General features: G+C 66.9%; 22 protein-coding genes. 6 read left to right on the forward strand and 16 right to left on the reverse strand.

Annotated elements, in window-relative coordinates; all coding sequences use genetic code 11:
* Positions 1–129: 129 nt before the first annotated feature.
* Positions 130–1,518, forward strand: a complete 1,389-nt coding sequence (locus NBT82_RS17830) for an MFS transporter (protein WP_251329435.1) — start codon at positions 130–132, stop codon at positions 1,516–1,518.
* A gap of 156 nt (positions 1,519–1,674) precedes the next feature.
* Positions 1,675–2,811 (forward strand): site-2 protease family protein, encoded by a 1,137-nt coding sequence (locus tag NBT82_RS17835; protein ID WP_251329436.1) that lies wholly within the window; start codon positions 1,675–1,677, stop codon positions 2,809–2,811.
* A gap of 86 nt (positions 2,812–2,897) precedes the next feature.
* On the opposite strand, the gene NBT82_RS17840 is transcribed toward NBT82_RS17835, so the two are convergent.
* Positions 2,898–4,178, reverse strand: a complete 1,281-nt coding sequence (locus tag NBT82_RS17840) for a hypothetical protein (protein ID WP_251329437.1) — start codon at positions 4,176–4,178, stop codon at positions 2,898–2,900.
* 136 nt (positions 4,179–4,314) lie between these two features.
* Here NBT82_RS17840 and NBT82_RS17845 point away from each other — a divergent pair, with 136 nt between their 5' ends.
* The gene (locus NBT82_RS17845) at positions 4,315–5,619 is read left to right on the forward strand and encodes an acetamidase/formamidase family protein (protein WP_251329438.1); all 1,305 of its coding nucleotides are present in this window, start codon (positions 4,315–4,317) and stop codon (positions 5,617–5,619) included.
* Here NBT82_RS17845 and NBT82_RS17850 read toward each other — a convergent pair.
* Positions 5,616–5,876, reverse strand: a complete 261-nt coding sequence (locus NBT82_RS17850) for a ubiquitin-like small modifier protein 1 (RefSeq protein WP_251329439.1) — start codon at positions 5,874–5,876, stop codon at positions 5,616–5,618. The genes NBT82_RS17845 and NBT82_RS17850 overlap by 4 nt on opposite strands.
* A gap of 104 nt (positions 5,877–5,980) precedes the next feature.
* On the opposite strand from NBT82_RS17850, the gene NBT82_RS17855 reads away from it, so the two are divergent.
* Entirely contained in the window at positions 5,981–6,127 is a 147-nt protein-coding gene (locus NBT82_RS17855) for a hypothetical protein (protein WP_251329440.1), read from the forward strand.
* A gap of 2 nt (positions 6,128–6,129) precedes the next feature.
* Entirely contained in the window at positions 6,130–6,336 is a 207-nt protein-coding gene (locus tag NBT82_RS17860; RefSeq protein ID WP_251329441.1) for a hypothetical protein, read from the forward strand.
* Here the strand turns inward: NBT82_RS17860 and NBT82_RS17865 are convergent.
* Positions 6,333–7,115 carry a metal-sulfur cluster assembly factor gene (locus NBT82_RS17865; RefSeq protein ID WP_251329442.1) on the reverse strand — a complete coding sequence of 261 codons (783 nt, stop codon included), beginning with the start codon at positions 7,113–7,115 and terminating at the stop codon, positions 6,333–6,335. The two genes, NBT82_RS17860 and NBT82_RS17865, sit on opposite strands and share 4 nt — an antisense overlap.
* The gene (locus tag NBT82_RS17870) at positions 7,115–8,179 is read right to left on the reverse strand and encodes an amidohydrolase family protein (RefSeq protein ID WP_251329443.1); all 1,065 of its coding nucleotides are present in this window, start codon (positions 8,177–8,179) and stop codon (positions 7,115–7,117) included. The genes NBT82_RS17865 and NBT82_RS17870 overlap by 1 nt, the downstream gene beginning before the upstream one ends.
* Positions 8,180–8,279: 100 nt before the next feature.
* Between NBT82_RS17870 and NBT82_RS17875 the strand changes: the two genes are divergently transcribed.
* On the forward strand, positions 8,280–9,323 hold the full coding sequence (locus NBT82_RS17875; protein WP_251329444.1) for an NAD(P)-dependent alcohol dehydrogenase: 1,044 nt from the start codon (positions 8,280–8,282) through the stop codon (positions 9,321–9,323).
* Between the two features lie 4 nt (positions 9,324–9,327).
* Here the strand turns inward: NBT82_RS17875 and NBT82_RS17880 are convergent, their stop codons facing one another.
* The 12 genes from NBT82_RS17880 to NBT82_RS17935 all read right to left on the reverse strand — a co-directional run bounded on the left by NBT82_RS17880 (position 9,328) and on the right by NBT82_RS17935 (position 22,403).
* Positions 9,328–11,079 carry a receiver/sensor box histidine kinase gene (locus NBT82_RS17880; RefSeq protein WP_251329445.1) on the reverse strand — a complete coding sequence of 584 codons (1,752 nt, stop codon included), beginning with the start codon at positions 11,077–11,079 and terminating at the stop codon, positions 9,328–9,330.
* A 266-nt stretch (positions 11,080–11,345) separates the two neighbouring features.
* The gene (locus NBT82_RS17885; RefSeq protein WP_251329446.1) at positions 11,346–11,669 is read right to left on the reverse strand and encodes a hypothetical protein; all 324 of its coding nucleotides are present in this window, start codon (positions 11,667–11,669) and stop codon (positions 11,346–11,348) included.
* A 318-nt stretch (positions 11,670–11,987) separates the two neighbouring features.
* A complete protein-coding gene (locus NBT82_RS17890; protein WP_251329447.1) occupies positions 11,988–12,176 on the reverse strand; it encodes a DUF7333 family protein in 189 nt (62 codons plus the stop codon).
* Between the two features lie 69 nt (positions 12,177–12,245).
* Positions 12,246–12,695, reverse strand: coding sequence for a CBS domain-containing protein (locus NBT82_RS17895; RefSeq protein ID WP_251329448.1), 450 nt, complete (start codon positions 12,693–12,695; stop codon positions 12,246–12,248).
* Positions 12,696–13,284: 589 nt separating this feature from the next.
* On the reverse strand, positions 13,285–14,562 hold the full coding sequence (locus tag NBT82_RS17900) for an RNA-guided endonuclease InsQ/TnpB family protein (RefSeq protein WP_251329449.1): 1,278 nt from the start codon (positions 14,560–14,562) through the stop codon (positions 13,285–13,287).
* A complete protein-coding gene (locus NBT82_RS17905; RefSeq protein ID WP_251329450.1) occupies positions 14,559–14,957 on the reverse strand; it encodes a plasmid partition protein ParG in 399 nt (132 codons plus the stop codon). The genes NBT82_RS17900 and NBT82_RS17905 overlap by 4 nt, the downstream gene beginning before the upstream one ends.
* 146 nt (positions 14,958–15,103) lie before the next feature.
* Complete coding sequence (locus NBT82_RS17910; protein WP_251329451.1) at positions 15,104–15,538, reverse strand: PIN domain-containing protein; 435 nt, start codon at positions 15,536–15,538, stop codon at positions 15,104–15,106.
* The gene (locus NBT82_RS17915) at positions 15,539–15,790 is read right to left on the reverse strand and encodes an AbrB/MazE/SpoVT family DNA-binding domain-containing protein (protein WP_251329452.1); all 252 of its coding nucleotides are present in this window, start codon (positions 15,788–15,790) and stop codon (positions 15,539–15,541) included. It lies immediately after the preceding gene.
* Between the two features lie 473 nt (positions 15,791–16,263).
* Entirely contained in the window at positions 16,264–16,734 is a 471-nt protein-coding gene (locus NBT82_RS17920) for an ester cyclase (RefSeq protein WP_251329453.1), read from the reverse strand.
* A gap of 1,046 nt (positions 16,735–17,780) precedes the next feature.
* Positions 17,781–21,422, reverse strand: a complete 3,642-nt coding sequence (locus NBT82_RS17925) for an ATP-binding protein (protein WP_251329454.1) — start codon at positions 21,420–21,422, stop codon at positions 17,781–17,783.
* 177 nt (positions 21,423–21,599) lie between these two features.
* The gene (locus NBT82_RS17930) at positions 21,600–22,112 is read right to left on the reverse strand and encodes a PIN domain-containing protein (protein ID WP_251329455.1); all 513 of its coding nucleotides are present in this window, start codon (positions 22,110–22,112) and stop codon (positions 21,600–21,602) included.
* On the reverse strand, positions 22,113–22,403 hold the full coding sequence (locus NBT82_RS17935; RefSeq protein ID WP_251329456.1) for a UPF0175 family protein: 291 nt from the start codon (positions 22,401–22,403) through the stop codon (positions 22,113–22,115).
* Positions 22,404–22,652: the final 249 nt, after the last annotated feature.

Genomic DNA, 22,652 nt, shown 5'->3' on the forward strand with positions numbered 1-22,652 from the left:
CGTTGGTCTCCGCCGTCGAGACCCCCATCGGCGACTGCGGCGGCACGCCCGTCGCGTGTCGTCGTGCCGACCGGGGACCGGCTACCCGTTCCCTGTACCTTCATGCCCGTCCACGTCCCAGGGACGCGCATGCGCGAGCGGTGGCTGTACGCGTGGGGGCTCGGATCGGTGGCCTTCGGCGGTGCCTCCCTGCTCGTCCCGCTGTACATCGTTCAACTCGGGGGCTCGGCGGTTCAGCTCGGTCTCCTCGCGGCGACGGCCGCGGGCATCGGCGCGCCGGGTGCGATCCTGTTCGGCCGTCTCGCCAACCGCATCACCCACCGCCGGCCGCTCGTGCTGGTGACGCTGCTCGTGGGCGGCGTCGTACTCGCTCTCGTGCCGACCCTGACCGACATCACGGCGGTCATCGTCGCCAACGCGGCACTCTGGCTGGTCGTCGGGTCCATCGCGCCCGTGTTGACGATGCTCGTCGTCGACGACGCCCCCGAAGCCGTCTGGGACGAGCGCATCGGCCTGTTGAACGCGTACCAGGGCTACGGGTGGGCGGCCGGCCTCGTTCTCGGGACGGTCTGGCCGCTCGTCGGGAGGCGAGTCTTCGACACGGCGACGGTCACGCCCGCGCTGTTCTGGCTGCTCGCCGGCTGTGCGGACGCGAGCACGGTGTGGGCGGCCCGATCGCTCCCCCGTTCCGCCCCGACCGATCACGTCACGAGCGCCCGGCAGGCGCGCCGGATCGCGCGGCTGCTGTCGGCGTCGAACCGCGGCGTCAAGACCGCCACCTTTGCGTTCTCCCCGAACCGGCTGTACTGGACGACCCGTGGGCTCCACCCGCGTCGCCTCCTCGACCGGGACCGGCGCCCCCCGGCGCTGACGACGTACCTCGTCGCGGCCACCCTCTTTTTCACCGGGTTCGCCGTCTTCTGGGCGCCGCTCCCGCTCTTTCTCACCGACGTGGGCTTCGACTCCGGGACGATATTCGGCGTCTCCCTCGCCGCGAGCGCCGCCTCCGCGCTCCTCTACCGGCGCGTCGGGACGGTCGCCTCGCGGGTCGACGTCCGCCTCCTGCAGGCCGGGGCGCTCGCCGTCCGGGGGGCGCTCTTTCCCGCGATACTGCTGGTCGCCGGCGTCGGCGGCCTGGCGCTCGAACTCGGGATCGCGGTCGTCGGTCTCGCCGCCATCGGCGTGACGTGGGCGGTCATCGCGGTCGTCGGGACGGCCATCGTCACCCGCCTCGCGCCGCCCGCCGTCCGGGGCGAGGTGCTGGGCGTCCACACGGCGCTCGGCGCCCTGGCTGGTGGCGTCGGGAGTGTTCTCGGCGGCTGGGTCGCCACCTTCGGCTACGCGGCGGCTTTCGGCGTCGCCGGCGGTCTCGTCTTTCTCGGGGCCGCCCTCGTGTTCTCGCTCCGGGCGCTCTCCGGCGGGGAGCGCACGACTGCGAGGCCCGACGGGGCACAGTCGGCCGACCCCCCGCCCGTCGCTCTTCCCACCGACGCGAGCGAGGCGGGTCGATTCGGCTGACGGTAGCTCACCCCGCCGCCACCCAGGTCGGTCCGGCCCACGCCGCGCCCGGATCCCGGTCGGCGCTCGACTGCATCTTCCGGATCGTGTACACGTCGGCGTGTACCGATACGAGTCCCTGCCCACTACTAACTTACCGTGGGTCGTTCGACGACCATGCGAAGTTTCACCATCACTCGCATCTGGGGTATCCCCATCCGGATCAACACCTCGCTGTTGATCTTCCTGCCCATCCTCGCGTGGCTGATCGGGAGCGGACAGCAGATCGAACTGTACGCCGGGCTGATCGAGGGACTCACCGGCGTCGGCTTCGACCTCGCCCGTCTCCGTGCCGGGTCGACGCCGTGGCTGATCGGCATCGTGGCGGCGGTCGGCCTGTTCGTCAGCGTGACGATCCACGAACTCGGGCACTCGTGGGTCGCGATGCGCTACGGCCTCGAAATCGAGTCGATCACGCTGTGGATCCTCGGTGGCCTGGCGGCGCTGAAGACGTTCCCGAAGGAGTGGAACCGGGAGTTCTGGATCGCCATCGCCGGGCCGGTGTCGAGCCTCCTCGTCGCCGCGGTCTGTTATGTGGGCGTTCTCCTCGTGCCGGCCTCGCTGCAGGTCCCGCGGTTCGTCATCGGCTGGCTCGCGATCGTGAACGTCACGCTCGTGGTGTTCAACCTCCTCCCGGCGTTTCCGATGGACGGCGGACGCATCCTGCGTGCGCTTCTTGCCCGCTCGCGCCCGTACGGCACCGCGACCCGCATCGCCGCCCGGATCGGCGTCCTCTTTGCGTTCCTCTTTGCCATCGTGGGCGTCCTCAACTTCCAGATCATCCTCCTGCTCCTCGCCTTTTTCATCTACGGAGCGGCCACGACCGAGTCCAAGACGGTCCTCCTCGACGAACTCTTCGAGGGCCTGACCGTCGGCGACATCATGACTCGGGATCCGGCGACCGTCGCCACGACGACGGCCGTCGACGAGTTCGGGACGCAGATGCTCCGGGACCGCCAGCCCGTCCACCTCGTGGTCGACGCGGACGGGGCGCCCGTCGGGGTCGTCACGCTCGACGATCTGAAGAAGGCCCGCACGCAGGATCGAACGACGGCCGTCGGCGACATCATGCGCGACGTAGCGCGCGTGGCACCGACCGACGACGCCTTCGATACGCTCGTGGAACTGCAGGGGACCGGTGGTCTCGACGCCATCGTCCGGCAGGACGGCGAACTGGTCGGAATCCTCTCCGAGGCCGACTACGCCCACGCCATGACGATCCAGCGGGGCTTCCGGAGCGGTGTTGGCGGGTGAGTTGGGGTCCCGCCCGACCCGGGACGACTCCCCGCTCGGTGTCCAGTCTCCCGCGATCCGACGGCTCGAGCGACCACGCCGTGGGGTCAGCCCTGCCAGACACGGACGCCGTCGGGGGTCCCGGCCCCCACCGCGACGCCGCCGTCGTCCAGAGCGACTCCACCGACGTTCGTCGCCAGCGACCCACCGAGGGACAGCGACCATGCCGCCGCCGCGCCGTCGGCCGTCCGGCGCACCGCCTCGAGCGTCCGACGGTCGGTCGTCGGCACCAGCAGCTCCGTCCGCCCGTCGGCATCCAGATCGGCGGCGAGTCCGCCATCGAGGTTTCGCGATCCGTACGTGTGGGTGGCGTACCCCTCGGTTGTCGCGGTCACCCGCAACTCGCCGTCGACGAGCCGGTAGTACTCCAGGGTCCGGTCGACGTGTGGCTTCCTGACGACCGCGAGTTCGGGTGCTCCGTCGGGAGCGAACGGCGCGACACAGAGTTGGTGTCTCCAGCCCGGGCCGTAGACCGGGCCGGTGGCGAGTTCGTCCCCGGCGGCGTCGTAGACCCTGATCCGCGCGCCGCTCCGGGCGTCGGCGACGGTCGTCACGAGTTCGTCGTCGCCGTCGCCGTCGACGTCGGCGGCCAGCGGCGACAGCCCCTCGAACACCGCCGGCGCGTCGAGGGTCGTGGTCGTGACGAGTCGCTCGTCGGAGACGTCGACGACCGCCAGTTCGCTCCCCTCGATCCGGTCGCCGAGCGCCCCGTGTCGGTATCGATCAGTCCGTCCGCCGTAGAGAGCGTACCGGCCGTCGCCGACTCGGATGGGACGGGCGTCGCTCGGTGCCGCTACGTCCAGTCGGGTCCGACCGTCGTCGCGCCTGATCACGGCGTCACCGTTCCCGGACACGTACAACAGGCCGTCGTCGGTCACGACCGGGTGCGTGTGGGCGGCACAGTCTACGGGGGCCGTGAGGAGGCCGACGCGGTCGGTCCTGTACCCGGACGGCGGGACGGTCACGCGGCCGTGGTCCGCGACCCGGGTCGCCGTTCCGCTGCCGACTCGGTGGGTCGCGGCCGTCCCGTCGGCGGTCACAACGGTCCAGTAGCTGTCCATCCCGCCGAACGCGAGGAGCCACGTCGGCCGACCGTCCACGTCGAGCACGGTCGGGGCCGCGTCCGCGACGTCGCCGGTCCCCGCGACGACGCGGTTCCCGCTGGCCCGCAGGTGCGTGAACGCGTCCGTCGCCGTCGACGGGGGGAGTAGCGCCCGACCGGTCGGTGCCGACGACGCCGTTCCCGTCGACGGCGACCGGGTCGCACAGCCGGCGAGTCCGACCGCCGAGAGGACGGCTACCCCTAGATCACGGCGTGATAACGGCATCACTCCACCCGTTCCGCCGCGACGTGTAAAAGGCCCCGCCCGGCGAGCACCGTCGCTCTACGGGCGAGCGCGGACGCTGCGGAGGATACTGTCACATGCTAACAATTATTGTGACACGTCCCGACCGTTCGACCGTATGTCCGAACAGATACAACAGGAACTCGACGTCGACCGGTTCACCCTCGGCCTCGTCGGGCCGGACCAGGAGTGGGCTGGCACCGTCGCCGACGGCGGGACGGTGCGCACTCACACGCCGCCGGCGTGCTGGGGGCCGATGATCACCCCCGAGTTTCGCGGCGGCCACGAGGTGACCCGGCCGATCCGGGTCGAGAACGCCGAACCCGGCGACGCGCTGGTCGTCCGGATCGTGGACGTCGACGTAACGAGTGTCGCCACGAGCACCGGGAGCATGGCCGAACGCGAGGGTGCCTTCGGTGACGATCCCTTCGTCGATCACCGGTGTCCCGAGTGTGGTACGGCGTGGCCCGAAAGCGTCGTCGAGGGTATCGGCGAGGAGTCGATCCGGTGTGCGGAGTGTGGCGCCAACGCCTCCTCCTTCGGCTTCGAGTTCGGCTACACCGTCGCCTTCGACGACGACCGCTCGGTCGGGCTGACCGTCGGCGAGGAGGGGGCGACCGATCTGGCCGAGCGGGCCGCCGAGGCGATGGCCCTGCCCGAACACTCCCGGCAGCATCCGATCTTGCTCTACAGGCCCGACGAGATGCCGGGAACGCTCGGGCGCCTCCAGCCCTTCATCGGCAATATCGGCACGACGCCGCCCCGGGAGTTGCCGGACTCCCACAACGCGGGCGACTTCGGGCAGTTCCTCATCGGCGCCGGCCACGACTGGGGCCTCCCCGACGAGGACGCCCTCGCCGACCGCACCGACGGGCACATGGACTCCAACGACGTGCGGCCCGGTGCCGTCCTGATCTGTCCGGTGAAGGTCGACGGCGCCGGCCTCTACGTCGGCGACCTGCACGCCAACCAGGGCGACGGCGAACTCTCCCTGCACACGACCGACGTGAGCGGCCGCACGGAACTGGAGGTGGAGGTGATCAAGGGCCTCGACGTCGACGGGCCGCTCCTCCTCCCGACCGTGGAGGACCTGCCGGACATCGCGAAGCCGTACACGGACGCCGAACGCGAGGCGGGCGCCGGCCTGGCCGCGCAGTACGGCGTCGACGAGGTGACCGACGCCGCCCCGATCCAGGTGATCGGCTCCGGGGCGACGATCAACGACGCCACGGACAACGCCTTCGACCGCGCGGGCGACTTGCTCGACATGACAGAAGGCGAGGTGCGGGCACGCTGTACCTTCTCCGGCGGGGTCGAGATCGCGCGCCTGCCGGGCGTCGTCCAGTTGTCGATGCTCGCCCCGATGGACCGCCTCGAAGCCGTCGGACTCGCGGACGTGGTTCGCGAGCAGTACGACCGCTAGCCCCCACGCATCGCCGGGAACACGGCTACCTCTGCGTCCGGCGGACAGTCGTCGTCGATGGCCGCCCGGTCGCCGTTCACGGTAACCCGCACGCTCGGTCGGAGGTCCCCCGCTTCGTCGACGAGGTGTGACTCGGCGCGCGGGTACTCCTCGAGGAGGGCGTCGAGGACGGCCCGCACCGTCGGCCCACCCGGGTCGACGCCGATCCGTTTCTCACCCGTCGCCGACCGCAGGGGGCCGTACACCGTGAGTTCCATACCGTGGGATCGGCCGCCCCCGGCAAGTAGCTGTCGTGGCCCGGATCCGTTGCCCGCCCGCTGCCGACGACAGGCTTAGGAAACGGCTCATGGTACCATCGGACATGGGTACCGAAACCGTGTGTCGACGGTGTAGCGAGTCGTTCGACTACCGCGAGTCGACCTGCCCACACGGCGGGTGGAGTCGCGGGGAGTGGGTCGCCGACTGGCGCTACGGACTCGGCCGCCCGGTACGGGGGGTGCACGACTGACGATGGGCGCGGAAAACGAGTGTCTGGGCTGTGGCATCGACGTCGACTACGACGAGGGTGCCTGCCCCGAGTGTGGGTGGGATCCGGCCGACTTCGCCGCCCGCGGCCGCTACGGGCTGGCGAAACCGGGCCACGGCGAACCGAAAGAGGGGGACCACGACGGATCGGGCGGGCCGCCGCCGGGGCCCGGTGGCCTGCTCGGCCGCTAGTCCGATCGCTTCGACAGCGGCGGGCGGTCCTCGGCGCGACGTGACTCGTGGAGCGCGTCACAGACCGACCCCTGCCCGCTCATGTTCACGCCGGCCAGCCGCGTCCGGTGGCGCACCGTCTCGAACCGGTCGGGCGCGATCGGGTCGCCCTCGGGCGTCCGGAACAGTTCGTCGTGTTCGTCGTCGAACAGACCGGTCGCCTCGGCTTTCTCCAGATACCGCTCTATCGGGTCGGCGCCGACGGTCACCGCGAGACCACCGTCGCGGAGCCACACGCGGGCGCGACCTCCGTCGAAGTCGGTATCGAGGTCGTCCCGTGTCAGCCCGACGACCTGGTCGCCGTCGAGTCCCGCGTCGAGGAGCGCCCCGGTCGCGTCGTGTTGCCGGGCGACCCGCGCCTTTTCGTCGAGTTCGGCGCGGACGGGCGCGACGTCGCCATCGGCGTCCGGGAACGCCTCGCCGAAGGACAGGCGCTCGTTGACGCCGCGGTTGATCTCCGAGTCGTGCATGTGTTCGCGCAGTTCGACCGTCGCCCGGGCGACACCCGGCAGGGCCTCCACCTCGTCGCGGGCGTCGGTCGCCATCATCCACGCGAAGGCGGGCGAACACCACGCCGTCGGGAGGGTGACGGCGACGTGTACCTCGCCGCCGTCGATCCGAACGGCGTCGATGTACTCCAGTTCGACGATCGAGGTGTCGAGTTCGGGGTCGGTCACCCGGTCCAGCCGCTCGCGGACCCGGGCGACGGTGGGGCCGTCGTCGAGTGAGTCCGTCGACATCAGTCGTCTGCGGGCGTCGCACTCGATCCGGCGTAGTGGTCCCCGAGGCCGAACTTCTCGGTCACGTCGTCCGAGCGGAACTGCTCCTTTTTGGCCTCGATGTCGATGTCGTACAGCCGGGCGGCGTTCTCGCCCATGATCTTCTTTTTGACCTCCAGGTCGAGTTCGACGCCGTACTCGTCGCGCTGTTCTTCCGTCAGTTCGGCGTTCATCACCACGTCGACCAGCCAGTCGGGGTTCCAGAGTGCGTAGTCGGAGCCAAAGAGGAGGCGGTCCTCGCCCAGCCAAAAGAGGAGTTCGCCCATGATCTCGCCGAACTTTCGTGGTCGGTGGACCGCCATCGGGGCCGCGACGGCGAGTCCGCCGTAGACGTTCGGCTCCTGGGCGGCGATCCAGCAGAAGTCGTCGAGGCGCGGCAGACCGACGTGCTCGACGACGAAGTTGAGTTCCGGGAAGGAGGTGGCCGCGTCGTCGACGTCGGCCACGTCGAAGGCGTCGCGGTTCAGGGGACGGATCGTCGGTCCCTTGTGCGGGTGGATGTTCCGGATACCCAGTTCGGCGCACTTCTCTAGGAACCGGAACGACGCCTCGCTGTCCAGGCGCCATCCCTTCGAGTCGCCGCGCCACTCCGCCGTGTAGAGTTTCACGCCCTGCAGGTCGTACCTGTCGTTCAGTTCCTCTAGGTACGCCAGCCCCTCCTCGCCGTCCCGTGGGTCGAAGGTGCCGTTGAGGACGAACCGTTCGGGGTACTCCTCGGCGAGTTCGGCGTTCTGCTCGGCCGTGTTGAACCCTTCGTCGTAGAAGTCGGTGAGGTACGTGGGCTGGAAGATGCCCATGTCCACCGCGGCCGAGCCGAACAGGTCGTTCATCATCCGGTCGGCACCGTACTGCCGGTACTCCTCCAGTGACCACTGGCGTTCTTCCGGCGTGAACGCCGTGTGGTAGTCGTAGAAACACTGGATGAACTGCTCGCCCCCTTCGTGGACGATGTTCTCCTCGCTCGCGTCCCACAGGTGGAGATGCGAGTCGATGACGAACACGTCCTCTCCCTCGTACTCGTACATGGTACGACCGTCCGTGAGGAATGACAACGGATAATTATTATGGTTGTTCATGATTGTCGGCGGAGCAACGCTTTTGCCGCCGGGAGTGGACCCCTCGCATATGCTCGCCGCACGACTACACGAGTACACGGACGACATGAGCGAGGCGCTGTCCATCGACGAGGTCGAGCGTCCCACGGCCGACGCTCCGGACGCCGTCGTCGTGTCGGTCGAAGGTGCGGGGTGGTGTCAGACCGACAATCATATCATCGAGGGAATGTGGACCGACTACGCGCCCCAGGAGCTCCCGTTGACGCTCGGTCACGAGAACGCGGGGACGGTCGCCGAGGTGGGCGGGAACGTCGACACCGTCGAGCCCGGCGATCGGGTGATCTGTCACCCCCACATGACCTGTGGCACCTGTCGCCCCTGCCGACTCGGCGAGGACATGTACTGTGAAAACGCCCGGTTTCCGGGCCTGACGACCGACGGCGGGTTCGCCGAGTACCTCTACACGAACGAACGAGCGGTGATCCCGCTTCCCGACGGTGTCGATCCGGCCGACATCGCGCCCCACGCCGACGCCGGCATCACTGCCTATCACGCCGCGAAGAAGGCGGTGCGCGACCTCGATCCCGGCGATCACGCCGTCGTGGTCGGTGTCGGCGGCCTCGGCCACATCGGCCTCCAGTGTCTCGACGCGATGAGCGCCGCCGAGATCACGGCGCTCGACCTCAAGCCGGCGGCGCGCGACCTCGCGACCGACCTCGGCGCTCACCACACTCCCGATCCGTCGAACGTGGACGTCGCGGACGAGATCGAGGCGATCACCGACGGCGTCGGCGCCCGGCAGGTGCTCGACTTCGTCGGCGCCGACGAGACGACGGCCTACGCCCCCGACATCGTCGCCGCGGGCGGCGACCACCACGTCGTCGGCTACGGCGGCCACATCCACGAACCCGCACAGGCACTGGTCGACGGCGAGTTCGCCTACCGCGGGACGCTGGTCGGACGATACGCCGAACTCCAGGAACTGGTCGCCCTCGTCGACCGCGGTGACGTGGAGTTGCGGACCTCGCGGTACGACATGGACGCGATCAACACCGTCGCCGAACGCCTCGAACACGGCGATATCGAGGGGCGGGCAGTGATCGTTCCGCCCTGACTCCTCACTCCTCGTCGCTTTGCGGTGGCTCCGCACGCTCGTTTTCGGCCGCCGCGATGCCGGTAAACTCGAAGCGGGCGCCGCCGTCGTCGCTCTCGGTCGCGACTACCTCCCAATCGTGTGCCTCCGCGATACTCCGGACGATGTTGAGGCCGAACCCCGTTCCCCCGGGATCGGTCGAGAACCCCGTCTCGAACACCTGCCCTCGCTTCCCTTCGGGAATGCCGGGACCGTCGTCCGCGACGTAGAACCCGTCGTCCGTCCGACCGACGGAGACGGTCAGTCCTTCCCCCTCGTCGTCGCCCGACGACCCGCGCGTGAAGTCGTCACCGGCCGTGACTTCGGGGGCCGACCCGTCGTCGGACCGACCGCTCGCTGGATCACCTTCGGCCACGTCGCCGGGCTCCTGGGGCGGACCGGTCGAGGCGTGCTCGACCGCGTTTCGAAACAGGTTCTCGAACACCCGAACGAGACGCCCCTCGTCGCCCTGGACTGTGCCGAGGCCGTCCTCGAGGACCAGCGTCGCGTCGCCGGTGGTCGTCGTCTCCCAGGCCACCTCGGCCACTGCACGGAGGTCGACGGGGCGGAACTCGCTCACCGCCTGGCCGTTCCGCGCAAGCGCGAGTACGTCCTCGATCAGTTCGTCCATGCGGTCCAGCGCGCCCGCCATCCGCTCTAGATACTCCCGGTCCCCCGTCTCCAGGGCGAGTTCGAGGTTGCCTTGGACGACGTTCAACGGGTTGCGGAGGTCGTGGGAGACGACGCTCGCGAACTCGTCGAGGCGCTCGTTCTGTCTGGAGAGTTCGCGCTCGCGCCGGGCGAGACGGTCCCGTGCGGTCATCGAATCGAGGGCGTGCCCGACGCTCTCGCCGAGTTCCGAGAGCGCCTCCCGTTCCGGGGCGTCGAACACGTTCGATCGGTTGGCGTAGACGCTGAGAAAGCCGTACACACGCTCCTCGCCGACCAGCGGGACGACTGCCATGGATTCGACCCCCCGACGCTCGAGAAAGTCCCACCACGGTTCCAGGCTCGGCTCCGCAAACACGTCCTGTACCGGCTGGATCTCCCGCGTCCGGATGGCCTCCCCACCCGGCCCCCGACCGCTCGGATCGCTCGGATCGACGGAAATCTCGACCGAGTCGAGGTACGCCTCGTCGTGACCGGCCCACGCCACCGGCCGCACTTCGGTCGTTCCCGGCGTGTATCGACCGATCCACGCGCTATCGTAGCTGTCAGAGCGGGTCAGTCGCTCACAGACCATCGTTTCCAGTTCCTCCCGGTCGGCCGCGTCCACGATCTCCCGGGTGGCGATACGGAGGGTCTCGTTGATCCGGGTTAGCTGGGCCGTCCGCAGCCGTTGCTGTCGCATCCGGGCGTCGTAGCCGCCGACGACGAGTCCGCCGAGCGTGCCGAGGGTGGCGGCGTTGAGGAACGTCCGCGTCGCCGCGGGCACCGGCCGACCGCGGATCGCGACGTCGAGAAACAGCCACCCGACCACCCCGCCGAGGGTGGCGGCGCCGACGACCGCCCACGCCACGGTTCGGTCCGCGAACCGCTCGGGGACGACCTCGCCGCGCCACACCAGCGTTCCCGCGCCCGTTATCGACAGTGAGAGCAACAGCGGAACGAACGCTTCGAGCAGCACCAGCGCCGGTGTCCCCCACAGTTGAACGGCTGATCGGAGGTGAAAGGCCGAGAGGGCGGCTCCACTCACCACGATGGCTGCCCCGCTCGTTCGCGCCGCCGACTCGCCCATCGTGTGCGCCGTTGGGCCTCTCCTCGTATATACACTCGCCAACAGAATCACGCGTGAGAATTCGAAGCGACGACAGCACTCCCCCCGTCACCGCGCGCCGCCGTCGTCCTCGTCACCGTCGGCGTTGTCCGGGCCGCATCCTGGGCCCTCGGCGCAGTCGCGTGGGGACTCGTCACGTACGTCGCGCTTCTCGACTGCGTCCTCGCAGGGCGGGGAACCCCCTGTCGCGGCCGCCCGGGCCTGGCGTCTGACCGCCCGGCCGACGCTCAGTCCCGCCGGCGCCAGTCGGGGGCGGTTTCGAGAGCCGGCAGCGCCGCCTCGAGATCCATCCGAGCGGCGCCGTAGAACCGTTCCCGGCCGGTCGGCGTCCGGACGCGCACGGCGACGGTTTCGCTCGTCACGTCGAACACCGACACCGTCCACGGCGACCCGGAGTGGGTCCACTCGCCACGACACGTCGACTCCGCGTCGTCGACCACACGCGAACCGAGTTCCCAACTCAGACGTGTCAGGTTGGCGAGATCGAACGGCACGACCCCGGGGAGCTGTGTGCCCTTACCCCCCGGACTGTGGGAACCATGTGTTGCCATACCAGCCGTCTCTCGATCCCTCACCAAAAATCTGGTCGTTCGTTCGCGTGCCCGACGGCGGGACGAACGGGACCCGCAACCGTCGAGTACGGTCGTCGTCCGCTCGGTGTCCGGTCGGGTGGGTATACGTCTCTGCGGCGTCGGTACGAGTAAAACATCTCCTGTTCGCGTCGGGCCGGATCGGGTCGGGGTGAGATTCCCGGGCAGCGCGGTCGGTGGCTCACGTCGCTCCCGCGGCTGTCGCGCACGGCGTTTGGCGATGTCGCTACCGCCGGGATCGCTCCCGAAACGCGTCGACCGACCGAGATCCGACGAGGCCTACGTCGCCCGGTACTCGCCGTGCTTGACGCCGAGACCGAACGCGAGCAGGCCGAACACGAGCATCGACGGCGCGACCATCATCAGCGTCGTCCGCATCGCCATCATCCCACCCGCGACGAGGCCGGCGACGCCGAGGACGACGATCGCGAGGACGGAACCGAGAGCGACTGGCAGGGTGACCTCCATACGTCGGTGGAAGGAGTCGAAGCCACATAATAGAGTCGCCGGGCCGGCGGCGACCGAGGGTTGTTCCCGTCAGTCGCCCGTGGTGAGCGGCCGGTCGTCGTCCGACCCCAGGGACAGCGGATCGTCGTCCCATTCGATGTCGAGGCTGTGCCGCGGGAGATACGGGGCCAGATCCGCCGCCGACAGCAGGCCTCGGTAGCCGTCGTCGCCCACGACCGGCAGGTGTTTGACGCCCGCCGCTCGCATCCGTTCGGCCGCGTCACCGACCGTCGCGCCTGGCGCGACCGTCGTCACCGGAGAGGACATGATCGTCCGAACGACCGGCCGGTCGTCCGTCTCCGCGACCATCGCCACGAGGTCGGCGGCCGTGACGATGCCGACGACTTCCCCGGCCGCGACCACCGGGAGTGCCGACACCTCGGCGCGACGGAGGTACGACGCCGCCTCGGAGGCGGGTGTTTCGGGTGCGATCGTGGGCGGGGACCGCAGGTCGGCGGCCTCGATCGTCGTCCGGATCATCTGTGGTTCGTGGTACCGAGCGCCAAACATAAAGTAGTTGGCAAACGTACGTGATCTAATTTATAAATTTACTAGTATTTTGCTGTGCTATCGTGCGTCTCTGTGTCCAAATAGTAGTATTATAGCTCAATAGATGGACGTTCGGTCTCTCACTGCTGCCGCCGGTCGGCCACGCCCCCGCGCACGCCGCGGACGACGAACGTCGCCCGGGCGGTGCCGTCCGGGCCGCGAACGTGAACGTCGACGGCGACGGCGACGGCGACGAGGGCGGTGGTGTTGGCGCGGAGCCGTCCTCAGCACACCTCACCCGGTCCCGATCCATTGGAACGTGCCGTTTCGGCCGGCCATGATCACGTCACCTTGCTGCAGCGTGAGCCGATAGACATCCTGCGCCGGATGCATCCAACGGACGTGTTGTGCGGGGCGAAAGCCGTCGGTCGGAGTCCGGACGTACACTCGCCACATGGATCCGTTCCGCCCATATCGAGGTTTGATCCCGCACACAAGGCACAACCGGAGGACGTCGTGTGCGAGACGCGTACTCGCTGTGTGAACTGCCTCGGGGTCAAGCCCCGAGGCTTCCCGTAGTTTAGTCGGACACTCCCATCCGGCCATCGGCCTGATAGCCTCGAACGGTCGGGTGGGTCACGGTCGGGGCGTCCACGGCCCCCGATACCTGCCGTCGCACCGTCCGAACAACGGGAAGGCTGTTGAGAGCAGGCACAGTCCAGTTCTGACGCTTCTCGATGCCTTTCACGGCAATGTTGACGCTTGCACCACGGTCGCTATGGTCTTGATGTTCACAGTCCCGACACTTGAACCGCTTTTTGTTGCGGTTCGCTCGCTCCGTGTGTCCACACATTGGACACCGCTGGCTGGTGTACTCGGGATTAATCCATCCAGTCGGAATGCCCTCGAACGCCGCCTTGTACGACGTATAGAACTGGAGGGCGCGGAATGAGAGGTGGTGCAAGCGTCGATTCATCCGCGTGCCGTAGTCGATACTGTTGCGCATCTCTTTGAGGTCTTCAAAGACGATACACGGCTTCTCGAACTGCTGGCTCCACTCCACGATGTGACGGCTCACCTCGTGGAGTCGGTCGCGGACGAATCGTTCCTCGCGCCCTTCCAGCACGTCGTGCATACTCGACTTCCCCGCGTTCTGCACGCGCTTCCGCATCGTGAAGTAGCGGTGGCGCTCGGACTTGATTTCGGGAAAGTCGATGACAAGCGTGTTCTCGACGCCATTCTCGGAGAGGGCGGTCAGGGCTACGTTGTCCTCGTTCACGTCCACACCGACAACCGTCCGTGAGTCCTGCTTGTCTCGAACGGTCTGCTCGGTGTTGGTGACGTTGACGTGCAACTCGGCGTTTTCGTTGTGGAACAGGGCTTCCGCTGTCCCAATCTTCCACTCGTCGCTCGTGAGCGCGTTCTTGAGAATATCGAGGTGAGCGTCGTCGCCATCAACGACGCCTTTGACGTGCTTGTACGGCTTCGCGCTGATGCGGAACGCCACGTCACCGTTGTCGGTGAGCGACAGGTTGTACCCCTCCTCGTAGTTTGCACGAAGCGGGTACGCGCCGTCCTTAGTGTGACTCGGGTGTCCGAAGTCGTCGTACTCGTAGTAGCTCTCCATCGCGCCGAGGGCTTTGGCAACGACGCGCTGAGTCGTGTTCTTCACGAGGTTGGCGTCATCAGCCACTCGGTCGGGAATCACGTCCCAGTCCACGCCTTCCTTGGCGAGCCGGATGGCTTCGTTGTACACCGAACGGGCTTCGAGCGTAGCGTCGTACAGCAGGCTCCCGTTGTCACTCTGGATGTTGAGTTGGAAGTCCAGCGTCTTGACGAGAGCCTGTGCGTCGGTCATTCTTCGGATTCGTTGAGCCAGTCGTTGACAAGCCCGCGCACTACGTCGGACTTAGTTTCATCAACCTCGATGCACTTCTTCGAGAACTCCTTGTACACGTCGTCCTCGAAGTCCACGGACAGTCGTTTCGTCGAGATCTGCCGTGTCGTGAACGGGATCCGGTGCTCGGGATGCAGTCGGAGGTCGGCACGACGCGTCTCGATGGCGACGAGGTCGTCGACGGAGTCGCGTTCGATGGCCCGAACAGGGGTCGGGGTTGTCCGCCCCGTTCCGAGATCGAGAGTGTACACCACGTCTCCGGGTGTGAGCGCGGCGACGCGGACGAGGCCATCGGTTGTGAGCAGTTCCGTATCGGCTGTGAAACCACCTCGGTCGGTCGGTGGGGAGTGTGCCACGGCTACGCGGTCGTGGCCCCGGCTTCGGATATGAAGATTCGGACCCGTTCGTCACCGTGACTGGTCGTACACCGCTGGAGACTCCGTTGAAATCCGCAGTCGCAGACCGTTCGGTGAGTCAGTGCTGAATACAGGGCGCGAGTCAGTCACTCTGGGTCGTAGGGATTGGTAACGGTATCGAGGCGGTAGACATCCTCAGCAGCGTCAAAGTCGTCGTCGAACGCGTAGAGGTAGCCGAGACCTTCGGTCTGCATGTAGGCGACAATGCAGGCATCGACGAAGGAAAACTGCTCGTACTGCCGGAAGAGCGCTTTTCCCGTCGCGAAGGCATCCCCAGTCAGCGAGTCGATGTGGAAGCGAGCGTTTTCTTCGATTCGGTCGAGGAAGTCGGTCGCAGCATCGTGACCTGCGTGAGTCGTCAGTCCGTTCAGCGTCTCTGCGAGGACATAATCGAGAATTACCGCCTCAGGGAGGTCAGCAGTATCAATACCTCGCAGAATTGGGAATGCGTCGTCGTGCGCACTGTCGCGACGATACACCGCTGCAAAGAGAACTGTCGTATCTACGAGTGCCCGCGGCATCTATTCGGCGTCTACGCCCCATGTGTCGTGCTCGGCTGTGGCCTCCGTTTCTTGATCACCGTCGTAGCCGTCGAAATCACCGAACGTACCGCAACGCTGCTGGACGACTTGGACGCGGAGCGTCCCATCGTCCTCGATGTGCCAGCGGAGTTTGTCGCCGTCGTCGATATCGAGTTCTCGACGGATGTGAGCGGGAATATTCGCCTGATTTCCGGACACCTTGCTCTCAGAGTCGACACTCTCACTACTCATGGGCGTGAGTAAGAGACCGTATGTGATAAATTGTAGTGTGCCCGCACACTGCAAAACCGAGCGTGATGACTACACCCTCTGTATCGGTCACGTCGTTATTGACAGAGATCGAGTAGTTAGTCGAGAGGTTCGCTGAATACAGGGCGCGAGTCGTGCATTTTTGTGAAACCGTGAGAAACGTGATCCGCTATCCAGTTGGATGAGTACCCCCGGGTCATCCCGGGCTTGGCACGGACTGTCTCAGCATCCAATGGATGGCTCGCCCCGACGTTGACGGAGCCGTCTCCTCGAAGAGGTCCAAAGAGGTATTTTCGGTCGATCAGTGGACTGTGACTGATAGTCTGTCTTGGTCGGTTGATTCTGCGGTACCCTACCAGGTGGACGACGGTCACGTGATTGTACCTGGCAACGCACTCCCTGAAATAGGGAGAGCAGTATCATTCAGAAAGACCCAATCGTGGACCGGTGGTCGCCTAGGCGGCGAACGGGCCGGTCTCGGGGAACGATCCGAGCTGGGTGAACAGCCCCAACATATCACCCAGAATCCACGATTCTACGATCTGGCCGTTCTCAATGCGGTGGATATTACTGACGTTGATCGTTCCTTCGACATCCGTGGCGGGTATTCCCATCAACTCGCCGTCGTGGGTACCGGTGTTCGTAAGGAACGCACAGACGTATTCGCCGTCCTCGTCAGCGAAAACGAGGTCCACGTTGGACTCGAGGTCCGAAAACGCCTCCTGGTACAGCCTGATGTTCTCGAGGAGCTCGCCACGGCCGGAGAGCTGCATGCCCGTCACAGGCCCGTGCTGGACGAAGTCGTCGGATACGATATCGTCGAGCCGGTCGTAGTCGCGGCTGTTCCAAACTTCCTCCGTGAGTGTCATAACGAGGTCGATGCTGTCCTGGTTGGTTGCTGTAGCTGCCATTGCATTTGTCACCATAGTCTTACAGGGCTCACAGCACGATAAAGAGCTATTACGTATTCTGGGGAGGTTCAACGGCCCAGATACCGGCTATACGTCAGTTGATACTGTGCGTACTATTGCTGGATGCGAATCACTTCCAACACCGGTTAGCACCCCCATCCCGGATACGCGAGGCATGTTTCACTTACAACTCATGTACAGTCAGCGGGTCTTGCACACCAGTGGATACGATACGCTGCGATGATTGGGTCAAGCCCGAACTGAGGGAGAGCAAGTTGCTGAATACACCTCTCTATATTCAGCATTTCATTCCACTCAGTCTCAGACGAGTTCGATGGAGCCACGCTGGATCCTGTTCGTTACCCATCGCATCGAGAACGTAGCATACGTGCCACGTCCAGTCCACGACGCGACCGCCGGCAACGACGATCCGCGACCTCGAGATTCATAATCGGATTCGGGGTCTTGAACCGGTTCTGAAGCCGCTTCTGTCGGGGCACCTGCGTGGAGCTCGAATTCATCATCGACAACCTCGCCCGCAAGGACACCACCTGACCCCGACACACAGCACCACTAGGAACCCACAGCCGAGACCCAACAATGGCCGTAGAGTAGCGACACCCGGTCTCTCAGGGGCCAACGCCGACAATAGGGCAGACGCGCGACGCCGAGACGGGGCCCCCACAGCGGCATCGCGAGCGTCATAATCGGTTGCCGGCTGGCGATTCGGTGGTCGCAGGGCCGGCATCCGCAGCGAGTGGAGCGCCGGGGAGTCGCACACCGGCCGACAGCGAGCGTGAGCGCGCCGCTCACACGAGATTGGGAAGCGACGCCCCGCTCGGATGGCCGCTCATACACGCCCGCCGATTTCGGGAGCCCACCGCGTCTTGCGGGTGGCGAGCCCGATGATGACGCTCGCCTGACCGACGGTGGCGCCCCGAGCCACCGGCTCCGGGCCACACATCCCGTCCGCCCGGAGAGGACTCACGCCCACGCCCACACCGTCGACGGGCCCCACCGACCGGTCGCGCGGGGCCGTCACGAGCCCGGCCCGGATGGCCCTACGCCTCCAATCGACTGCGCACCCACTCCACCGGATACATCGCCGTCAGCCCCGGCGTCTCGAGCCGGAACTGCTGGGGTGGCGTCGTCTCCGCATACGTCTTCTCGACCCGCGGCTCGCCGTCGGCCGGATCGTTGAGGGCACTGAGTACCTCGTGGCCCGCCCGCTGGGTCATCACGATCCAGATCGCCTCGTCGACATCGCACGCGGCGATCTTGTCGAAGTCGGACGGCACGGCCTCGTGGATGTCGTTGTTGATGCGCTCGACCTCCACCGCAACCCGGATCGCGCCCTCATCGTCGAGGCCAGCAATGTCGAGCCGGTGGTTGTCGTCCAGATCGTAGTATGGCACCACCTCGACGACGGGCGAGTCGGGGTCGTCGACGAACGCCTGTGTCAGATACCGACGGCCCACCTCGACGGCGAAGACGTGCTGACTCGACTCCTCCAGATCACCCTCGCCATGGCCGTAATCCACCCCCTGGCGATAGTGTTCCCCGATGACGTCCCGGCCCGCGGGGGACACCGAATAGAGCCGATGGGGATGATCCGTGTCGTGCCGCAGAAGATCGGAGGCAAGCAGTTCGTCGACCGCCTCGCGATCGATCCCGACGTACTCCTGCAGGCGGAGCATCGAGTCGCGGAGCAGGTCGTAGCCCGGTGGCTCGTAGCGACGTTGCTGGGCGTTGTAAACCGCCTGCAGGAACATGAGCTGGGCATCCGACCAGTCGCTGTCCGCTCGCTCCGCCGGTGTGAGCTTCAGGTTCAGGTCGCAGATCGGGATATCGTCCCGGTTGACTGCCTCGGGATCGTGACAGCAGGCGATCGCGCGCTGCATCCCGGCCGGCGAGGGATCGTAGCGATTGTCACAGGTGTCACAACGGAGCGCGTGGAGTGCACCGTCGTACTCGACCCAGGCCGGAAGCCGCATCGTGTGGGGCAGGGCGGAGTCGACGCGACGGTCGGGATCGGTCGCCGATTCGGCGTCGGTCTCGGTGGTGGGTTCGGGGTCGGTGAGCGGCACGCCCGCCTGCGACCGTGTGCGCGCCCGCACGGCGGCGATCGCGTCGGCGACCTGGTCGGCGCCGGCCTCAGCGGCGCGGGGGCCCGTCTCTGCAGCCGGATGGCCGGCTGGCGGGCGGGCGGACTGCAGTCGGAAGGGGCGGGGTGCCGGCGTGTCGAAGCCCGCGGGCAGACTCGCGAGCCACTGGCCGCGCCGGAGGCCACGCAAGCGATTCGCAACGGCCTCCGCAGGGTGGTCGTCGGTCGCGAACCGTTCGGCGAGGTCCGGATCGACGCCGATCGGGCCCGTGAGGACGGTGCCGACGTTGTTGAGCACTTCGTCGGTCGCGGCCCCCGTGGGATCCGCCTGGTCAAGTTGGCCGGGGAACTGCATCGCGAGCGTGAGCGCGCAGTCGAAGCCGCGGCCCTGGGCGAGCAAGGTCGTCACGAGATCCGTCGCCGCGACGCTCGCGGCCTCTTCCAGATAGCAGTTGACCAACGGCAACTGGTCGGCCGCACGGCGTCGGCGCCGACGGCGCAGGGCCGTCCAGAGGTTCGAGAGGAGGACGAGCGTGATCGCGCGCCGTGTCTCGACACGGAGGCCGCCCAGATCGAGGACGATCACCACGTCCTCGTCGAGATAGTGGCCGAGATCGAAGTGAGCGTCACCATCACCGTCATCGTCACCGCCACGGTCGTCGCCGGACGCCGCCGACGTTTCAGCGTCAGCAGTGGGCCCCACGGCGTCGGGGGCGGTCCTGATCGCATCGGGCACGTGGTCGAACAGACGCGCGAGCCGTCGGTCGGCCGGGATCTTCTCCAGGCGATTGGCCACGCCCTGCATCACTTCGTCGAACGTGCGGGCGCGGTTCGCGACGACACCCCCGAGCATGCGTTCGAGATCGGGATCCGAGACGGAGGGCGCCGACTGGCGTTCGTGCATCCGACGGGCGGCCCCGTGCAACTCCCGGTGCGTGAACGCGTCGGCGCCGTGGACGGGATCGAACTGTGCGCGGACGAGATAGCGGATGATGTCGGGGGCGCGGACAGCCTGTTCGAAGCGCTCCCGCCCCATCAGTGCAGTCAGGATCTCGATGTAGTGATCGACGATGTCGTCGACGGCGGTCGCCCGCGGAACACCCGCCTCGACATCGGGGCGGACGTCGAAAAACGAGATGGCGGGGAGGACCTCACTGCAGTCGAAGTAGCGGACGTTGTCGAGGTGGCCGTACGCCGCATAGTGCGCACGGAGGTAGTCCGTGGCCATGCCGTCGCCCTTGGGATCGATGAGGAGATCAGCGCCGTCGGTCGCGGCGTGGTTGTCGCGGATGGCCCGGACGAGCGCCGTGGACTTCCCGGAGCCGGTGCGACCGAGCCACGCCGTGTGGAGGGGCTGCAGGGAGAGCGGCAGGGCGATGGGCTCGTCGGCCGCGGTGCCGTCCTGATCGAGCGGGCGGCCGAGGGTGAGGCCCGGGGGCTCGTAGGCGTCGAGCCGCGTTGTCGGCGGCTTGGGCTGGGGCGCGCGGTCGGCCGGGAGCACGTCGAGCGCGCGGCGACTCGCGGCCGGACAGGCCGCCCCGTCGAGGAGCCAGAGACTCCCGAGCGCGGCCGCGTCGACGACGAGCCCCTGACTTCGCAGCGGTGTGCCCGGGAGACGGGTGCGAAGGGCCGCGTAGCGCGGCGGGTGTACGCGACGCTCGCGGACGGCCGTGGCAACCGCGGCGGCGTCGTCCCCGCGCACCCGTCGCGTCGTGAGTGTGTAGTGGGGCCCCGAACATGCGCTGAACGCGGTCGCACACTCCCTGAGCGCGTGGTCGGGGGCAGGGGGTGCCCCGGTGTCGGTCCCGGCGTCGGTCCCGGCGGCCACGAGGCGGGCGTTCACGACGAACGACCGCGCCGGTTCGGCGGCCGCGATGGCGTCGAGTCGACTGCGATCCGAGGCCGGAAGGGCGTTGGCTGCGCCCGATCCCGGTCGCGTCGGATCGGCGTTCGCCGTGGGGGCGTCTAGGCCGAACAGCGTCGTCAGGACCTGCTGACCGAGGGTATCCTGCCCGGCCTCGATGTCCGCACGCCGGGCGTCGGCGGCCGCCGTCCAGTCCGGCTTGGGCTGGAGGAGCACCTGATATACCATCGGCGTCTCTGCGGCGGCCATCGTCTCGGCGACGGCCGCGAGCGGGATCCGCGCCTGGTCCTCGGTGTAGAACCGCTCGAACCGGGTGAGGCGGGTCTGCCAGTCCTGGCGGCGATCCGGCGCACCCTCACAGACGAGAGCGACCGGGGCGGCGTCAGTCGCGGTGGTCGGATCCAGCGTCGCCGGCGCTCGCTCCACGCGGTCGATGGCATAGGTGTCCGGGAAGAGCGTATGACAGAGGCGATCGAGTGGGTTGAGGCCGGTCGCCTGTCCGGCCGCATCGATCCCGACGAGGTACTCGATTCGGTCGCCATCGCTGTGGAGGCAGCCCTCGATCGTGGGTGGGTCGGTGCTGTCGAGGAGGTCGGTGAGGCCTGTCCGCTCGCCGTCGGCGAGTGCATGGAGGCGCCGACACTGCAGATGGACCGTTTCGGGGTCGAGCGAATCGGTCGCCGGCTGGATGCGCAGATACTGGCGGGTGGCGGGCGCGGACTCGTCGCGTGACATCGTCGGCGTCGTCGCCGTGGCACTGGGTGTGGCTCCGTGATAAATCTCCGGACTGGATTCGGGACGGCTAACGCCGTGGGCTTCCGCCTTGCTACCACTGTGATCTGGCGCTCACAGACCGAAACGAGAACGCATCCTCGCTATGGAGCGTCCCCTCCGTGCCGCAACGAGTCCACATCAGTCCGCAAGTGACTCGAGCTTCTGAATGATCTTCGCGTAGACGGCAGGGGCGCAGTACCAGCCCTCGTCGATCATCGCATCAATCACGGTTCGGGCATCGTCGACACCGAGCGTCCCATCGCTAGCGAGTTTCAGCACGAGATATGCCGTCCCTCGGGTGGTGATTCCCTCGGCCGCTGCAACGTCACGACCGTACGTCTCATCCATCACGGCCACGCCATCGTGGGCGTCTGCGCAGGCGAGGACAGCGACATCGGCATCGCTGAGGTTGCTATTATCCTGGAGGCGGGTCAGCAGTGGGGTGGTCTCGACCGACATGATATCAAACCGGTCGGCGTCGACGCTGCGCTCGATGCGACGGGCGTCCGGATATCCCTGCTCGAGACCAGTTTCGACGACCTCCTCGTAGACGCGCTCCGGGAGTACGCACGACGCTTCAAAATGCTGGACGAGCGCGAGACGGTCGATCTTCGCGAGGTAGATGAGCGGCGTGGCGTCGAAGATCCACATTCACAGCGCCTCGAGATCAGCGTCGAGATGGTCGTCCGCTACCCACGTGATATCACGTTCTTTGGCGAGTTGGGCAAAGTCCCAGACTGACATCCCTGCCAGCTCAGCCGCCGTGCTAAACGTGACGGTGCCTGCCGCGAGTTGATCGAGGGCCTGTTCGCGACGCCACGCTTCGAGTCCCTCGGAGAGGAGTTTCCGAACGGCCGTACTCCGGTCGAGCTTCTCGGCCTCGAGATACGCCTCGAGTTCGGCCTCCAACTCGTCGGGCACGCGTGTCGAAATCGTTCCCATACTGTTTACATCGTGTACGATGTATACAAGCGCTTCGGTGCTTCCGATGGAGTGGCTCCGGTGTGGTGAAGCATATTCACAGTCACTGAAAGAGATCGGTGGGATACGGGAGATATCAACCAACAACTGGGATGGAGTTCGGAGGGTGTTGGTTAATATAGTGAGAGTCCGAGTCAGTCATCCGACTGTCGGCACTCGCCAGCCACTGGGTTTGTATGCGCCGGAAGGCGTGAGGCGCGCTCGAAGCGC

It is taken from the genome of Haloplanus sp. HW8-1 (assembly GCF_023703795.1).
GTDB lineage: Archaea > Halobacteriota > Halobacteria > Halobacteriales > Haloferacaceae > Haloplanus > Haloplanus pelagicus.

What these genes read in the sequence shown, in the direction of transcription:
- NBT82_RS17830 (WP_251329435.1), top strand. Translation starts at nt 130, where the DNA reads ATGCGCGAGCGGTGGCTGTACGCGTGGGGGCTCGGATCGGTGGCCTTC.
- NBT82_RS17835 (WP_251329436.1), top strand. Translation starts at nt 1,675, where the DNA reads ATGCGAAGTTTCACCATCACTCGCATCTGGGGTATCCCCATCCGGATC.
- NBT82_RS17840 (WP_251329437.1), bottom strand. Translation starts at nt 4,178, where the DNA reads ATGCCGTTATCACGCCGTGATCTAGGGGTAGCCGTCCTCTCGGCGGTC.
- NBT82_RS17845 (WP_251329438.1), top strand. Translation starts at nt 4,315, where the DNA reads ATGTCCGAACAGATACAACAGGAACTCGACGTCGACCGGTTCACCCTC.
- NBT82_RS17850 (WP_251329439.1), bottom strand. Translation starts at nt 5,876, where the DNA reads ATGGAACTCACGGTGTACGGCCCCCTGCGGTCGGCGACGGGTGAGAAA.
- NBT82_RS17855 (WP_251329440.1), top strand. Translation starts at nt 5,981, where the DNA reads ATGGGTACCGAAACCGTGTGTCGACGGTGTAGCGAGTCGTTCGACTAC.
- NBT82_RS17860 (WP_251329441.1), top strand. Translation starts at nt 6,130, where the DNA reads ATGGGCGCGGAAAACGAGTGTCTGGGCTGTGGCATCGACGTCGACTAC.
- NBT82_RS17865 (WP_251329442.1), bottom strand. Translation starts at nt 7,115, where the DNA reads ATGTCGACGGACTCACTCGACGACGGCCCCACCGTCGCCCGGGTCCGC.
- NBT82_RS17870 (WP_251329443.1), bottom strand. Translation starts at nt 8,179, where the DNA reads ATGTACGAGTACGAGGGAGAGGACGTGTTCGTCATCGACTCGCATCTC.
- NBT82_RS17875 (WP_251329444.1), top strand. Translation starts at nt 8,280, where the DNA reads ATGCTCGCCGCACGACTACACGAGTACACGGACGACATGAGCGAGGCG.
- NBT82_RS17880 (WP_251329445.1), bottom strand. Translation starts at nt 11,079, where the DNA reads ATGGGCGAGTCGGCGGCGCGAACGAGCGGGGCAGCCATCGTGGTGAGT.
- NBT82_RS17885 (WP_251329446.1), bottom strand. Translation starts at nt 11,669, where the DNA reads ATGGCAACACATGGTTCCCACAGTCCGGGGGGTAAGGGCACACAGCTC.
- NBT82_RS17890 (WP_251329447.1), bottom strand. Translation starts at nt 12,176, where the DNA reads ATGGAGGTCACCCTGCCAGTCGCTCTCGGTTCCGTCCTCGCGATCGTC.
- NBT82_RS17895 (WP_251329448.1), bottom strand. Translation starts at nt 12,695, where the DNA reads ATGATCCGGACGACGATCGAGGCCGCCGACCTGCGGTCCCCGCCCACG.
- NBT82_RS17900 (WP_251329449.1), bottom strand. Translation starts at nt 14,562, where the DNA reads ATGACCGACGCACAGGCTCTCGTCAAGACGCTGGACTTCCAACTCAAC.
- NBT82_RS17910 (WP_251329451.1), bottom strand. Translation starts at nt 15,538, where the DNA reads ATGCCGCGGGCACTCGTAGATACGACAGTTCTCTTTGCAGCGGTGTAT.
- NBT82_RS17915 (WP_251329452.1), bottom strand. Translation starts at nt 15,790, where the DNA reads ATGAGTAGTGAGAGTGTCGACTCTGAGAGCAAGGTGTCCGGAAATCAG.
- NBT82_RS17920 (WP_251329453.1), bottom strand. Translation starts at nt 16,734, where the DNA reads ATGGTGACAAATGCAATGGCAGCTACAGCAACCAACCAGGACAGCATC.
- NBT82_RS17925 (WP_251329454.1), bottom strand. Translation starts at nt 21,422, where the DNA reads ATGTCACGCGACGAGTCCGCGCCCGCCACCCGCCAGTATCTGCGCATC.
- NBT82_RS17930 (WP_251329455.1), bottom strand. Translation starts at nt 22,112, where the DNA reads ATGTGGATCTTCGACGCCACGCCGCTCATCTACCTCGCGAAGATCGAC.
- NBT82_RS17935 (WP_251329456.1), bottom strand. Translation starts at nt 22,403, where the DNA reads ATGGGAACGATTTCGACACGCGTGCCCGACGAGTTGGAGGCCGAACTC.